The sequence below is a fragment of the Nocardiopsis exhalans genome (assembly GCF_024134545.1).
Lineage (GTDB): Bacteria > Actinomycetota > Actinomycetes > Streptosporangiales > Streptosporangiaceae > Nocardiopsis > Nocardiopsis exhalans.
In genome coordinates, this window is sequence record NZ_CP099837.1 from 1,890,075 (window position 1) to 1,903,527 (window position 13,453).

Sequence of the window (13,453 nt, forward strand, 5' to 3'; positions counted from 1 at the left end):
CGTGCCGATCGGGTTCTGATGTGGGCGCAGGAGGCCGTGCCCCCGAGAACCGCGAACCCCCCGTGCCGCGGGCACTCTGGTTAGGGTGTTGCCACCCGCAGATCCCGAGGGCGTCACCGCCCGAGAGAGAAGGCAACATGCGAGTCGAGGTCGACTACGACCAGTGCGAGAGCAACGCCCTGTGCATGGGCGCGGCGCCCGAGGTGTTCGAGGTCAGGGACGACGACTTCCTCTACCTCCTGACCGAGGAACCGGCCGAGGAGCTCCGCGACAGGGTCCTCCAGGCGGAGAGGCTGTGCCCCAAGCGGGCCATCACCGTGACGGGTTGAGCCCCGCCGCGGCCAGGGCCTCGTCCCAGGTCGTGGGCTTCTCCAACAGGGCGCGGTAGCGCATGGTGCGCGGGGTGGAGCGCAGCCCCAGGACACCGGTGAGCATCCCTCCGCGCCCCAGGAACGCGACGAATTTTCGGTCCTCCGCGGACCCGTGCACGAAGGCGACCTGATCCGCGGGCGCACCCTGCCCCAGGAGCTGGATCTTCTTCTTGTACTGGTCGGACCAGAAATACGGCACGGGAGTGAACGGCGTCCGCCCGGACCCGGCGAGCAGGTTCCGGGCGGCCGCCTCCCCTGTTCGCTCGCGTTGGTCCAGTGCTCCAGGCGGATCCGGCCGCCGTAGCGGGGGTGCGGCCAGTTGGCCAGGTCGCCGACCGCGTACACGTTCGGCACCGAGGCCGCGGAGTACGCGTCGCACGCCACCGAGCCGTCGTCGAACAGCTCCACACCCGAACCGCGCAGCCACTCGGTGTTCAGGTGCACTCCCACACCGGCCACCACCAGCGAGGCCTCGACCGCGGAGCCGTCCGCCAGCCGGACCCGCTCCACCCGGCCCGCACCCTCGAAACCGGTCACGCCCGTGCCCAGGCGCACGTCCACACCGTTCTCCCGGTGCAGGTCGGTGAGGACCTCCCCGATCCGGGGGTCGACCACCCGGGTCAGCGGAGTGGGTGCCGCCTCGATGAGGGTGACCTCCATGCCCACGGCGCGGGCGCTCGCGGCCACCTCGGCCCCGACGAAACCCGCGCCGACCACCACCAGGCGCCCGGTGGAGTCGAAGGCGGCCCGGAGCGCCTCGGCGTCGTCCAGGGTGCGCAGCACGTGGATCCCGCCCAGGTCGGTCGAGGGGCGCCGGGCCCGGGCCCCGGTGGCGATGACCAGCCCGTCGTAGCGCAGCGAGTCCTCCCCTTCCGGTCCGGCCAGCCGCACCTCGCGGGCGGCCGGGTCCAGCCCGACCGCCCGGGTGTTCGGCCGGAACTCCAGGTCGAGGCCGTCCAGCACGGAGTCCTCGCGCAGCCGCAGCGCGCGGTGCCCGACCAGCCAGCCCGCCTCGCCGTTCGCCGGGTCCATCCCGATCCCGGTCAGGACCTCCTTGGACAGCGGCGGCCGGGAGTAGGGCCGGTGCGGTTCCTCACCGACCAGGGTCAGACGCCCCTCGAACCCCCGCTCCCGCAGCGCCTCCGCCGCGTGCAGCCCGGCCATGCCCGCACCGGCGATGACGATCTCGCTCAGAGTGTCCGACACCAAACTCTCCTTCATCCGTCCACTTGGCATTCGGTGATCTTGCTACCAGAAGCGAAATCGGCGCCGAACTTGCTACTGGTAGCAAGATCACGGGGGTCAGAGGGTGCGGACTTCGCCCACCGTGCGGCCGCCGCCCTGGACCGGGGTGGTGAGGTGTTCGGCGACCGGGGTGACGTCCACGCCCAGGGCCTGGAGGGCGGTCAGGCCCACCAGCACGCGTGAGCGCTCCTGGGCGTCGCCGTCGCTGATCTTGACCGCGACGGTCTCGCCGGTGGGCGCGTTGAGCACCAGCACGCCGTCGGCGCCGATCTTGGAGACCAGGCCGGGCAGGCGGGTCATCAGCTCGGTGTCGACGCGCTCGGGGCCCGAGACGTACTCGGGGTGTGCGCTCATCGCCTCGACGACGGCGCGCTCGTGGGTGCCCTCGGGGGACAGGCGCATCCTCTGCACACCCCGGGCCAGGCCGACCAGGGAGACCGCGAGCTGGGGCGCGCCGCAGCCGTCGACGGCGGTGTGCGCGACCTTTTCCCCGCACATGTCCTCGGTGGCCTCACGCACCAGCACCTGGAGGGGGTGCTCGGGGTCGAGGTAGTCGTCGGTGCTCCACCCCTGGGCCACGCAGGCGGCGAGCATGCCCGCGTGCTTGCCGGAGCAGTTCATGTACCGGCGCTCGGGGGAGCGTTCCGCGGCGATGAAGGCCTTGCGGGCGGTGGGGGCGCCGGGGACGTCCGGCGGGCACTGGAGGGCGTCGGCGGTGAGCCCGGCGGCGGCCAGGATGCGCTCGGCCTCGGCGGCGTGGAACTCCTCACCCCCGTGGCTGCCCGCGGCGATGGCCAGGGAGGCCCCTTCGAGCCGGGCCCCGGCGCGCAGCATCGCCAGCGCCTGGAAGGGTTTGGCGGAGGAACGGGGGAACATGGGGTCGTGTACGGGCCCGCGGGCGTAGGCGATCTCGCCTTCGGCGGACAGACCGACCACCGCTCCGTAGTGCACGCCTTCGCGCATCCCGGAGCGGACGACCTCCGCCAAGGGGGCGTAGCTGGGCAGCGGGGTGGTCTGGTTCATGCGGGTTCTCCTCGCCGTTGAGGCTGGTGCGGTAGGTGCCCTGCGGTGCCGGACACGCGTCAAAACGTACCGAAACCCCGGGTTCTTCCCGTTCGGCGGTGTGCGGTTGCCGGGACGGCCCGGGGGTGACCTGGGCCGTCGCAGATTCTCCCAGGTCGGGGCCGCGCCGCGGCCGCTGTCGGGCCCGGGCAGTAAGGTCGTGAACCGATGGTGATCCACCTGCGACGTTGGGAGTTGGGCAGAACATGGGAACGCTGCGGACGGGCGCACTGACCCGGAGAAGGGTCGGCACGCGGGCGGCGGACCTGGAGTACGCGGTCATCGACGTCGAGACCACCGGCCTGGACCCGGACGAGGGTGCCCGGCTGGTCGAGATCGCCGTGGTCCGGGTGCGCGGTGACGGCAAGCTCGTGGAGGAGTTCAGCACGCTGGTGGACCCCCGGGCGCCGGTGAGCGGCCAGGAGTTCCACGGGATCGGCGAGGGCGACGTCATCGGGGCCCCGCGCGTGGCGCAGATCGTGCCCCGGATCGCCCGGCTGCTGTCCGGCGCGGTGGTGGTCGGCCACAACCTGGACTTCGAGGAGCGCTTCCTCGCCGCCGAGCTGGTTCCCGCCGGGCTGCCGCGCGGCCAGTCGGGCCTGTGCACGCTGCGGGCCCTGCGATCCCAGCTCGACCTGCCGCGTTACTCGCTGCCGCGCGCCACCCACCTGCTGAACGGGAGCTGGCCGACGGGGCAGCACACCGCGCTGGGCGACGCGCGTGCCTGCGCCAAGCTGCTCGTGGAGATGATCGGGAACGCGCGCGGTGAGCTGCGCTACACGGGCCCGGCGCCGCGGTTCCTCCAGGGCGAGGTACCCGAGGGAGAGCCGGTGCGCTGGAAACCGCGCACCACGTCCTCGCCCAGCGGGCTGGACCCCCTGAGCGCCTGGATCGCGCCCTGGCGGCCCGTCGAACTGGACCCCGCGCTGTGCGGCGGGGCCTTCGGCGGCTCGGACCGGGCGGCCGCGGAGAAGGCCGCACGGCGCGACTCCCGGCTGCGGGAGCGGCTGGCCGCCGCCGCGGTGGTGACCGGCGGCATCGCGGCCACGGCCGCGGGCGGCCTGTTGCTGCGCATGGCGGGCGTCCGGGCCCGCGCGAGCTGACCCAGCGGCCGGGCCGGGTCGCCGACCAGAGAGCGCGTCGGCCGCTTCAGAGGCCGGACAGGCTGAGGAAGAACGCCACGATCAGCGCGCTTCCGCCCACGGTGGTGAGCAGGGCGCGCCCCTGCTCGGTCAGTCGGGCGGAGGCCAGGCGCACCCGTGGTGGCGCGCTGGTGCGCTGCGCGGTGGCGACCCCGCCGCCGGAGCGGGGGGCGGGCATGCGCCCGGGTACGTACTGGGGGACCTTGTTGAACAGCGCGATCGACACCAGGACGGCGCCGACGACGATCAGGGTGAGGGACACGTCGATGAGGGCCTAACAGGACTCGGTTACGGTCGGGTGTGCTCGCCCGGGAAGGATCGGGCAAGCGGAGCGTTCCCCGGCCCAGTGGCCTTCATACCGTTCGACCCTGGCCGCTACCGGACACGTCCGGTTAGGTCCTGACCTTTATCGCCGAGAGTATTTTACTGCGTACTCTCCGTGTTTTTTGTCCTGCCTGTGGGCAAGATGGTGTCCACGGTTTCGGTCCGCACTCCGAGGGCGCGGAGTACGAACCGGGTGACCAGGGCGTGCGTGTCGTCGATGTCGATCTCGCCGTTCACCAGGGGCATCCGCTGGGAGCCCACCATGGACAGGGTGAGCCCCGCGACGCGTTCGGCGGGCAGGCGGTCGAACTCCCCGCTGGCGGTGCCCTCCTCCACGATCTCGGTGAGCAGGCGCTGCATCGGGGCGACGTGCGCGGCCAGTGCCTGGTAGGCGTCCGGTCCGAGGCTGGCGCCCAGCTCGGCGGCGGGCGGGTGCGGGTGCGCGACGAGGCCCTCCAGCTGGAGGCGTACGAAGGCTGACAGGCGACGGGCGGCCGACACCCCCGAGGGGAGTTCGCGTTTGTACCGTTCGACGAACGCGCTGTTCACCTGCTCGGTGAAGGCGAGGAGCAGCGCGGGTTTGTCCGGGAAGTAGTTGTACAGCGCGGTGCGGGTGATGCCGGCGGCGTTGGCCACGTCGGTCATGGAGATGCGGTCGATCCCCTGGGTCCTGGTCAGCCCTTCGACGGCGTCCATGATGCGGTCCCGTGTGCGGGCACGGTGAGCGGCGATGGTCGGAGCCGTGATCTTGGGCATGCCTCCTATGGTGGCACGCCAAGAAAGCCGGACCGGCATGGTCCGACTTCCTCGGGTTGCCGGAGAAAGGGTTGCGGCGGGCCGGGGGCCGAGGTCAGACGTGCCTGCGGCCGAGGTCGGCCAGGACCTCGGTGTTGAGCTGGTAGGCCAGGCGGGTCTCCTGGATGAGGAAGGCCGCGGCGGCCTCGTCGAGGTCCAGGGAGTCGAGGTGCTCGCGGTACCCGGTGCGGAACTTCGGCAGGCTGCCCAGGGCGTCGAAGACGTAGAAGGCCACGCCCGCGTTGTCGGTGAAGTCGTAGGCCTTGGCGGCGATGCGCCGGATGAACTGCCCGCCCGAGACGTCGCCCATGTAGCGGGTGTAGTGGTGCGCGACGAACCCCGCGGGGTGGTCGGCCATCTGCTCGATGCGCGCCACGTAGGTCCTGGTGGCCGGGGTGGGGGAGATCTGGTCGCTCCAGTCGGCGCCGAGCAGGTGCTCCAGGTCGGCCTCGAGGGCGGGCACACGCTCCAGCTCGGGGTAGTCGAAGCGGCCCGCGACGGGGTCGTCGGCCAGGATGCGGCCGACCCGCTCCAGGGCCGCGTAGGCGAAGTAGTGCTGGGCGACCATCGCGGTGTAGCCCTCGAGGGGGAGCTCGCCGTCGAGCAGGGCCTTGGTGAAGCCGTGGTGCTCGGCGGTCGCGTGGTCGCTCCAGGTGGCGGCCTTGAGGCGTTCGGAGAACGTCTCGGTGGCGGGCTCAGCCGTCGTGGGGGCCTCGGCTGTGGCGCTCATCGGCACTTTCCACCTCTCGCTTCCGGGGTCTTTATGACATCATGTCATTTAGGTGGGCAAGGTTGTCAAGATTGATACGACACCATGTCATAAAAAAAGGGACACAACGCTCACGCGGCGCTTATCCAACGTGCCCTGTGTCACATGGTTCACATGCCTCCGCACACGCACATGCACGCTCTGACCACCTGCGCGACCCCGGCCATGCCGGGAGGGCCCGGGCTGAGGGGCCCTCCGACACGCCCGTCACACGGAGGTTCCACGCCTCGGCGTTGGATGTGTCTCGTCTCATCCGCTGGTCAACTGGTCACCGGGGCGTTTATCGTTTGGATGTCGTGCGGTCCGAACCGCCGGGAAGACCCGAGGTGTCCGCCTCGGGCCTCCGGCATGACAGCGCGCCCCACGGACCCGCGGACCTTGAGGCGATGAGTGGATACCAGGAGAACAGGGCACGATCCCGTGAAGGTGATCGGTGACGAGGCGGCCCACGCCGCGAACGGCGCTGCGACACACGGCAGCGCCGCCCTGGGTGACGACACCGTCCTGGACGACCGGGTGGAGGCTACCGTCGAATCGGTTGACGTCCTGCTGATCGAAGACGACCCAGGCGATGCCTTCCTCGCCGAGGAACTCCTCGCGGACACCGCGCTGGCCACCCGGATCACCTGGGTCTCCACGCTCAAGGCCGCCCGCGAGCACCTCACCGACTTCCGCGGCTGCGTGCTGCTCGACCTCAACCTCCCGGACGGGCACGGCCTGGACCTCCTGCGCGAGGTCCTGGGCACCGCGCCCTCCGCCGCCGTCGTGGTCTTCACCGGCCTGGACGACGAACACGAGGGCATCGCCGCGGTCGCCGCGGGCGCCCAGGACTACCTGGTCAAGGGCCAGGTGGACGGCTCCCTGCTGGCCCGCAGCCTGCGCTACTCCCTGGAACGGCGCCGCGCCGACGAGAACGCCCGCCAGCTGCGCGAGGCGCGCATGCGGGCCCGCGAGAACATGCGCCTGGAGCGCGGCCTGCTGCCCCAGGTCCTGCTCGGCCGCTCGCCGCTCAGCCACCGCGCCTACTACCGGCCCGGCCGCAAGCGCGCCCTGGTCGGCGGCGACTTCTACGACGCGGTCGAAAAGGACGGCACCACCCACGTCATCATCGGCGACGTCAGCGGCCACGGCCCCGACGAGGCCGCCCTCGGCGTCAGCCTGCGCATCGCCTGGCGCACCCTCGTCATGAGCGGTGTCGCCGAGGAGCGCGTCCTGCCCAACCTCGAGGACCTCCTGGTCAGCGAGCGCGCGCAGGAGGAGATGTACGCGACGCTGTGCATGGCCAGCCTGGACACCGGCAGCGACCGCGCCCGCGTGCGTGTCCTGGGTCACCCGCCGCCCATGATCGTCTCCGGCGGTGTGGCCGAGGAGATCCAGGCCGTTCCGCAGCCCCCGCTGGGTGTCTTCCCGGTGGACCAGGACGAGGCGACCGAGATCGTCCTGCCCAAGGGCACCAGCATGCTCTTCTACACCGACGGCCTGGTCGACGCCTACGACGGCGGCCCGCCCGCGCGCCTGGAGGTCGCGGGCCTGCGCCGGATGGTCAACGGCGCGCTCAGCCAGGGCGTGGCCCTGAACAACCTGCCCGAACACCTGGTGGACGAGGCGGAACGCAGTAACGGAGGCCCGCTCCAGGACGACGTGGCGATGCTGCTCGTCAACCACGGAGAGCCGGAGTGAGCCCCACCGGGGAGGAACACCACAGCATGAACACCGAGTCCGCAGCCACCTCCGAACCGGACGGGGGGCCGGACCCGGAACAGGGGGAGGGCTCCCGGCCGTCCGTCGGGGGAGGTCACTTCGTGCACGCCTCCCCACTCGGGCGGATCCACTCCGCCCGGCACTCCTGGAGCCTGCGCCGCCGGGTCACCAGCCTGCTGACGGTGGTCGCCGTCGTCCTGGTGGTGGCCGTCTCGGTGATCACCATCGCGGCTTTCCAGGCCCGGGACTCCCTGGTCCTGCAGGTCGACTCCCTGACGCCGGGGCTGAGCACCGTCGAGCAGACCCGCTCGGCCTACCTCAGCCAGGACCACGCCCTGCGCGGCTACATCCTCACCAGCGACCGCGACTTCCTCCAGCCCTTCGTCGAGCAGCGCATGGCGCTCGCCGAGTACCGCAGCGCCCTGACCACGCTGGCGGAGGAGAACGAGGAGGTCGCGCCCAAGGTCAACGAGCTCATCGAGGCCGGTGACGTCTGGAGCGAGGATTTCGCCGAACCCGTTCTGGAGCAGGTCCGCACCGGCGAGTCCCCGACCCAGGAGGAGCTTCAGCGCGGCCGTGTGCTGTTCCTGGAACTCAACCGGGCCGCCGACGCCACCACCAACCACCTCACCAGCGAGATCCAGGAGGCCCAGAGCGGCCTGACCCTGGCCACCCAGCAGGTCGTGGCCCTGCTGGTGCTGGTCGGCCTGGTCGTGGTGTTCCTGTCCGTCTTCCTGTGGGTGATGCTCCAGCAGTGGGTGCTGCGCCCGCTGGAGGACCTGGCCGGGCACATGCGCCAGGTCTCCGAGGGCTACTACGCCCACCGCATCTCCCTGCACGGACCGCCCGAGATCGTCCAGCTGGGCCAGGACGTGGACGCCATGCGCGAGCGCATCGTGCAGGACCTGGACGAGGTCGCCTCCGCGCGGCGCAAACTTCAGGAGCAGTCCACCCTGCTGGAGCACCAGACCGAGGAGCTGCGCCGGTCCAACCTGGAGCTTGAGCAGTTCGCCTACGTCGCCTCGCACGACCTCCAGGAGCCGCTGCGCAAGGTGGCCAGCTTCTGCCAGCTGCTCCAACGCCGCTACCAGGGCCAGCTGGACGAGCGCGCGGACTCCTACATCGACTTCGCGGTCGAGGGCGCCAAACGCATGCAGACCCTCATCAACGACCTGCTGGCCTTCTCCCGGGTCGGACGAACCAAGAACTTCGCGCCGGTCGACCTCAACGTGGCCCTGGACGACTCCCTGAGCAGCCTGGAGACGCGGCTGGGGGAGGCGGGCGCCGAGATCACCGGCGACACCCTGCCCACGGTCCAGGGCGATCGCACCCTGCTCACCCAGGTCTTCTTCAACCTCGTGGGCAACGCGGTCAAGTTCCGCGGCGAGGACGCGCCCGCGGTCCACATCAGCGTCGAGCGCCAGGACGACGAGTGGGTGTTCTGCTGCGCGGACAACGGCATCGGGATCGAACCGCAGTACGCGGAGCGGATCTTCGTCATCTTCCAGCGCCTGCACACCCGGGAGAAGTACACCGGAACCGGTATCGGCCTGGCCATGTGCAAGAAGATCGTGGAGTTCCACGGCGGCCGCATGTGGCTGGACACGGGCCCGGAGGAAGCCGAAGGGTCCGAAACCACCGACGACACGGACTCCGGGCGGACCGGAACCCGCATATGCTGGACCTTGCCCGTCGACACCGACGCGGAGGTGGAAGAAACGGTTGCCGTGGAGGGAACCGAATCGACCAACGACACCGATAACGGCGTCGAGGGCACCGAGGCCGCCGAATCCGCCCCCGCGGAGCAGGCGCCGACGGCCACACGAGAGCCCGGCGAGACCGAGCCGGAGACCGAGTCCCCCACGGGTAGCGAACCCGGCGGGGAACCCCGTCCCCTGCCCGGTGGAGCCGGCGATACGGTTCCACCCGGTCCGCGAGGACACGGGTCGGGACCCGTCTAGGGGTCTGGAAGCTTGAGCGAGGTCATGTTGGTGCATCCCATTGAGGTGCTGCTGGTCGAGGACGATCCCGGTGACGTCCTGATGACCAAGGAGGCGTTCGAGGAACACAAGCTGGGCAACCGCCTGCATGTGGTCTCGGACGGCGTCGAGGCGCTCCGCTTCCTGCGTCGCGAGGGCGAGTTCGCCGACGCCCCCCGCCCCCACCTGATCCTCCTGGACCTCAACCTGCCGCGTAAGGACGGCCGGGAGGTGCTGGAGGAGGTCAAGAGCGACGACGACCTGGCGCACATCCCCGTCGTGGTGCTCACCACCTCGGAGGCGGAGGAGGACGTGCTGCGCAGCTACCGCCTGCACGCCAACGCCTACGTGCCCAAACCGGTGGACTTCGAGCAGTTCATCCGGGTCGTGCGGCAGATCGACGACTTCTTCGTGACCGTGGTCCGGCTGCCCAAAAGCTGACCGTCCCCAGGGCTGACCTGGGGCGGAGTCGGTATGGGTCACGGGTCGTAAGTCACGGATCGGGGACGGGAACCGCACTCACCGCGCCGGATCCGGTGGGTGGGATGGTTTTTCGTTACGGTAAGGAACATGAGCCTGCCGGAACCGCGTGACCCCGCTGGTCCCTACCGCGTCAGTGTGGTGTGCCTGGGAAACATCTGCCGCTCCCCCATGGCGGAGAAGGTGCTCACCGCAGACCTCGAACGTGCCGGAATGAGCGACCTCGTCGAGGTCGACAGCTCCGGCACGGGCGACTGGCACGTGGGTGGGGACATGGACCCCCGTGCCTCCTCGACACTGCGTGTGCACGGGTACCTGACCACCCACACCGCCCGCCAGTTCGCCCCCGAGGACCTGGCCACCCGGGACCTGATCCTGGCCATGGACCTGGACAACCTCGACGACCTGCGCCGCGTCGTCGACGAGCGCGGGGCCGAATTCGGCTTCGACGTCTCCCGACTGCGGCTGTTCCGCTCCTTCGCGCCCGCGAGCGGTCCCAACCCGGAGGTGCCCGACCCCTACTACGGGGGAGACGACGGGTTCACCGCCGTCCTGAACATGGTGGAGGCCGCAGCCAAGGGCCTGACCGGGGAACTCACCACCCGGCTGCGTGGCTGAGTGGGCAGGGATCCGATCGTGCGGCCCTTCGGGTCCTCAGGCACGGGGAGCGGGCCGGGGCGCCGGGGCCGGGACCCGCTGACCGGCACCCTCGCCGACCGTGTCTCCGCGCTGCTCGACCTGGAGGTCCGGCGGGCTGTCCGGGCCGGGAACAGCCATGACTGGATCCTCTCCTACGCCGAACTCGCCGACGGCACCCGGCTGTTCGTCAAGTCGCTCTCCCGCGGCAGCGCACCCACGGGGGTGCTGGTCGCCGAGGCGCGCGGTCTGGAATGGCTCGGGCGGTGCTTCGGCTCCCCGGCGATCCAACCCCTGGGCTGGGACGAACGCCTGCTGGTCCTGCCGTTGGTGGAGCAGCACGAGCCCACCCCCGCCGCTGCTGAACGCCTCGGCCGCCAGCTCGCCGGGACCCACCTGACCGGGGCGGACAGCTTCGGCGCGGACTGGCCCGGCTACATCGGTCCGCTCCCGCTGGACAACACCCCGGCCCGGCACTGGCCGCGCTTCTACGCCGAGCAGCGCCTGCGCCCCTACCTGCGCCAGGCTCTGGACCAGGGGGCGCTGACCCCCACCGACGCGCGGGCGGTCGAGAAGGTGGTCGACTCGGTCGAGGACCTGGCCGGGGAGCCCGAAGCGCCCGCCCGTATTCACGGAGACCTGTGGAACGGCAACGTGCTCTGGCGCGAACGCGACGCGGTGCTCATTGACCCCGCCGCGCACGGCGGCCACCGCGAGGCGGACCTGGCGATGCTGGCGCTGTTCGGCCTGCCCTACCTGGACCGGGTCCGTGACGCCTACAACGAGGTCGCCCCGCTCTCGTCGGGCTGGCGGGGCCGGGTGGCCCTGCACCAGCTGCACCCGCTGCTCGTGCACGTGTGCCTGTTCGGCGCCGCCTACCGGACCACCGCCATGGAGGCGGCGCGGACCGCCTTCCGTTCCTCCTGAATCCCGGGCGGCGGTCCGGGTCGGCAGCCCGGGGCGGTCACCCCTTGACGCTGCCCGCCAGCAGTCCGCGGACGAAGTAGCGCTGGAGCAGGAAGAACACGAGCAGCGGGACGATGATCGACACGAACGCGCCCGCGGTGAGCCGGTGCCAGGCCTCGCCCCGGGTCCCCGCCAGTTCCGCCAACCGGACGGTGAGCGGTGCGGTGGCGGTGTCGCCCCCGGCGAAGATCAGCGCCACCAGCAGGTCGTTCCAGACCCACAGGAACTGGAAGATGCCCAGGGACACCAGCGCGGGCGCGATCAGCGGCAGTGCCACCTTGCGGAAGATCGTGCCGTGCCCGGCGCCGTCCACGCGCGCGGCCTCGAAGAGCGACTTCGGCAGCTGCGAGATGAAGTTGTGCATCAGGAAGATGCCCAGCGGCAGCCCGAAGATGGTGTGCGCGACCCACACGTTGGTGAACGCCATCGCCCCGGTGAGCTCCCACGCGGGCAGCAGCTGCACCTCGCCGATCGACACCCCCTGGGAGAAGAACCGCAGCAGCGGCACCAGGGACATCTGGAGCGGGACGATCTGGAGCGCGAAGATACCCAGGAACACCCAGTCGCGGCCGCGGAAGTCGATCCAGGCCAGCGCGTAGGCGGCCAGTGCCGCGATGCCCAGGACGAACACCGTCGAGGGCAGGGTGATGACGAACGAGTTCACGAAATGGCTGGCCAGGCGGCCGTCGTTGGCGCTGCCGAAGAGCACGTCCCGGTAGTTGTCCAGGGTCACCTCCGGCGAGCCGAAGAACGTCCACCAGCCGGTGGTGCGGATCTGCTCTGCGGGCCGGAACGAGGAGATGAACAGCCCGGCGGTGGGCAGGGTCCACACCACGGCGATGACCAGCGCCACCAGGCTGGCGGTCCCGGTGGTGAGCCGCCTGCGGACCCGGGCGGCGGCGCCCCGGTCGGCGGGGGCGGAGCGTCCGGGGATGGACTCGGCGGCGGTACCGGGTTCGGCGGCCTCGGCCTCGGGGCGGGGTCCGGTCTTGCTCATGCCAACTCCCTGGCCTTGCGGTTGCGCCGGATCTGGAGGACGACCAACGGGATGACCAGGACGAACAGGAAGACGGCCAGAGCCGAACCCTGCCCCAGCTGGCCCTGGGAGAACGCCTGGCTGTACATCTCGTTGGCGATCACGCTGGTGCCGTAGTTGCCGCCGGTCATGGTGCGGACGATGTCGAAGACCTTGAGCGTCTGGACCGAGATGGTGATGAGCACGACCAGCAGGGTGGGCCAGACCGACGGCAGGGTGATCCGGCTGAACAGCTGCCAGGGCCCGGCGCCGTCGATTCGCGCGGCCTCCACGGTCTCGGTGGGGATGGCCTTGATGGCGGCGGACATGACCACCATCGCGAACCCGGCCTGCACCCAGATCAGCACCAGGATCAGCAGGAACGTGTTGAGGGGCTGGTTCAACAGCCACAGCTGGGGCTCACCGCCGAACCACACCACGATCTGGTTGAGCAGCCCGTACTGCTCCTGGTCGGCGGGCCGGTAGGCGTACACGAACCGCCAGATGATGCTCGCGCCGACGAAGGAGATCGCCATCGGCATGAACACCAGGGACTTGGCCAGGGACTCGAACCGGGACCGGTCGATGAGCACGGCGTAGAGCAGCCCGACCGCGGTGGCCAGGACCGGCGCGAACAGCACCCACAGCAGGGTGTTCAGCAGGACCTGGAGGATCTCCGGCCGCTGGAACATCCACAGGTAGTTGGCCAGCCCGACGAACGTGTCGCCGCTGCGGTCGTAGAAGGACAGCACGGTGGTGCGGATGACCGGGTAGACGAGCCCACCGAGCAGCAGGAGCACGGCCGGTCCGAGGAAGAAGACCGCCTGCCAGCGGTCCCGCTTGCTGCGGGGCGCGTCGAGCAGGACGAGCATCAGGCCGATGACGCCGAGGAAGACGACGATCCCGATGAGCATCCACACGAGCTTGGGCAGCTCGTTCAGGAAGGAGAACTCCATGGAAGATCCCTG

Annotated in this window: 13 protein-coding genes and 1 pseudogene; 7 read left to right on the top strand and 7 right to left on the bottom strand. The window is 70.6% G+C overall.

The features are described from left to right. Window positions 1-137: 137 nt before the first annotated feature. Window positions 138-329 (top strand): ferredoxin, encoded by a 192-nt coding sequence (locus tag NE857_RS08450; RefSeq protein WP_254420471.1) that lies wholly within the window; start codon window positions 138-140, stop codon window positions 327-329. Here NE857_RS08450 and NE857_RS08455 read toward each other — a convergent pair. After that, window positions 313-1,592, bottom strand: a pseudogene (locus NE857_RS08455) (NAD(P)/FAD-dependent oxidoreductase). The gene NE857_RS08450 and the pseudogene NE857_RS08455 sit on opposite strands and share 17 nt — an antisense overlap. An 81-nt stretch (window positions 1,593-1,673) precedes the next feature. Beyond that, the gene (locus NE857_RS08460; RefSeq protein ID WP_254420472.1) at window positions 1,674-2,639 is read right to left on the bottom strand and encodes an asparaginase; all 966 of its coding nucleotides are present in this window, start codon (window positions 2,637-2,639) and stop codon (window positions 1,674-1,676) included. A gap of 245 nt (window positions 2,640-2,884) precedes the next feature. On the opposite strand from NE857_RS08460, the gene NE857_RS08465 reads away from it, so the two are divergent. After that, the gene (locus NE857_RS08465; RefSeq protein ID WP_254420473.1) at window positions 2,885-3,781 is read left to right on the top strand and encodes a 3'-5' exonuclease; all 897 of its coding nucleotides are present in this window, start codon (window positions 2,885-2,887) and stop codon (window positions 3,779-3,781) included. A 46-nt stretch (window positions 3,782-3,827) separates the two neighbouring features. Here the strand turns inward: NE857_RS08465 and NE857_RS08470 are convergent, their stop codons facing one another. The 3 genes from NE857_RS08470 to NE857_RS08480 form a co-directional block, all read right to left on the bottom strand. Continuing rightward, window positions 3,828-4,082 (bottom strand): hypothetical protein, encoded by a 255-nt coding sequence (locus NE857_RS08470; RefSeq protein WP_254420474.1) that lies wholly within the window; start codon window positions 4,080-4,082, stop codon window positions 3,828-3,830. Window positions 4,083-4,243: 161 nt separating this feature from the next. Then, on the bottom strand, window positions 4,244-4,900 hold the full coding sequence (locus NE857_RS08475) for a TetR/AcrR family transcriptional regulator (RefSeq protein ID WP_254420475.1): 657 nt from the start codon (window positions 4,898-4,900) through the stop codon (window positions 4,244-4,246). A 94-nt stretch (window positions 4,901-4,994) separates the two neighbouring features. Next, complete coding sequence (locus NE857_RS08480) at window positions 4,995-5,669, bottom strand: biliverdin-producing heme oxygenase (RefSeq protein WP_254420476.1); 675 nt, start codon at window positions 5,667-5,669, stop codon at window positions 4,995-4,997. 459 nt (window positions 5,670-6,128) lie between these two features. On the opposite strand from NE857_RS08480, the gene NE857_RS08485 reads away from it, so the two are divergent. The 5 genes from NE857_RS08485 to NE857_RS08505 all read left to right on the top strand — a co-directional run bounded on the left by NE857_RS08485 (window position 6,129) and on the right by NE857_RS08505 (window position 11,431). Further along, window positions 6,129-7,388 carry a PP2C family protein-serine/threonine phosphatase gene (locus NE857_RS08485; RefSeq protein ID WP_254420477.1) on the top strand — a complete coding sequence of 420 codons (1,260 nt, stop codon included), beginning with the start codon at window positions 6,129-6,131 and terminating at the stop codon, window positions 7,386-7,388. A 26-nt stretch (window positions 7,389-7,414) separates the two neighbouring features. After that, window positions 7,415-9,370 carry a sensor histidine kinase gene (locus tag NE857_RS08490; protein WP_425572198.1) on the top strand — a complete coding sequence of 652 codons (1,956 nt, stop codon included), beginning with the start codon at window positions 7,415-7,417 and terminating at the stop codon, window positions 9,368-9,370. Between the two features lie 24 nt (window positions 9,371-9,394). Further along, the gene (locus NE857_RS08495) at window positions 9,395-9,829 is read left to right on the top strand and encodes a response regulator (RefSeq protein WP_026117172.1); all 435 of its coding nucleotides are present in this window, start codon (window positions 9,395-9,397) and stop codon (window positions 9,827-9,829) included. 129 nt (window positions 9,830-9,958) lie between these two features. After that, window positions 9,959-10,486 carry a low molecular weight protein-tyrosine-phosphatase gene (locus NE857_RS08500; protein ID WP_254420479.1) on the top strand — a complete coding sequence of 176 codons (528 nt, stop codon included), beginning with the start codon at window positions 9,959-9,961 and terminating at the stop codon, window positions 10,484-10,486. Continuing rightward, complete coding sequence (locus NE857_RS08505) at window positions 10,487-11,431, top strand: fructosamine kinase family protein (RefSeq protein WP_254420480.1); 945 nt, start codon at window positions 10,487-10,489, stop codon at window positions 11,429-11,431. It begins immediately after the preceding gene. A 37-nt stretch (window positions 11,432-11,468) separates the two neighbouring features. Here NE857_RS08505 and NE857_RS08510 read toward each other — a convergent pair whose 3' ends face one another. Both NE857_RS08510 and NE857_RS08515 read right to left on the bottom strand, forming a co-directional pair. Then, window positions 11,469-12,467: a carbohydrate ABC transporter permease gene (locus NE857_RS08510; protein ID WP_254420481.1), complete on the bottom strand. Its 999-nt coding sequence runs from the start codon at window positions 12,465-12,467 to the stop codon at window positions 11,469-11,471. Beyond that, the gene (locus NE857_RS08515; RefSeq protein WP_017584356.1) at window positions 12,464-13,441 is read right to left on the bottom strand and encodes a carbohydrate ABC transporter permease; all 978 of its coding nucleotides are present in this window, start codon (window positions 13,439-13,441) and stop codon (window positions 12,464-12,466) included. The genes NE857_RS08510 and NE857_RS08515 overlap by 4 nt, the downstream gene beginning before the upstream one ends. Between the last annotated feature and the right edge of the window lie 12 nt (window positions 13,442-13,453).

Bases quoted from the DNA above. Each gene is read 5' to 3' on its own strand.
- NE857_RS08450 (WP_254420471.1), top strand. From the start codon at position 138: ATGCGAGTCGAGGTCGACTACGACCAGTGCGAGAGCAACGCCCTGTGC.
- NE857_RS08460 (WP_254420472.1), bottom strand. From the start codon at position 2,639: ATGAACCAGACCACCCCGCTGCCCAGCTACGCCCCCTTGGCGGAGGTC.
- NE857_RS08465 (WP_254420473.1), top strand. From the start codon at position 2,885: ATGGGAACGCTGCGGACGGGCGCACTGACCCGGAGAAGGGTCGGCACG.
- NE857_RS08475 (WP_254420475.1), bottom strand. From the start codon at position 4,900: ATGCCCAAGATCACGGCTCCGACCATCGCCGCTCACCGTGCCCGCACA.
- NE857_RS08480 (WP_254420476.1), bottom strand. From the start codon at position 5,669: ATGAGCGCCACAGCCGAGGCCCCCACGACGGCTGAGCCCGCCACCGAG.
- NE857_RS08490 (WP_425572198.1), top strand. From the start codon at position 7,415: ATGAACACCGAGTCCGCAGCCACCTCCGAACCGGACGGGGGGCCGGAC.
- NE857_RS08495 (WP_026117172.1), top strand. From the start codon at position 9,395: ATGTTGGTGCATCCCATTGAGGTGCTGCTGGTCGAGGACGATCCCGGT.
- NE857_RS08500 (WP_254420479.1), top strand. From the start codon at position 9,959: ATGAGCCTGCCGGAACCGCGTGACCCCGCTGGTCCCTACCGCGTCAGT.
- NE857_RS08510 (WP_254420481.1), bottom strand. From the start codon at position 12,467: ATGAGCAAGACCGGACCCCGCCCCGAGGCCGAGGCCGCCGAACCCGGT.
- NE857_RS08515 (WP_017584356.1), bottom strand. From the start codon at position 13,441: ATGGAGTTCTCCTTCCTGAACGAGCTGCCCAAGCTCGTGTGGATGCTC.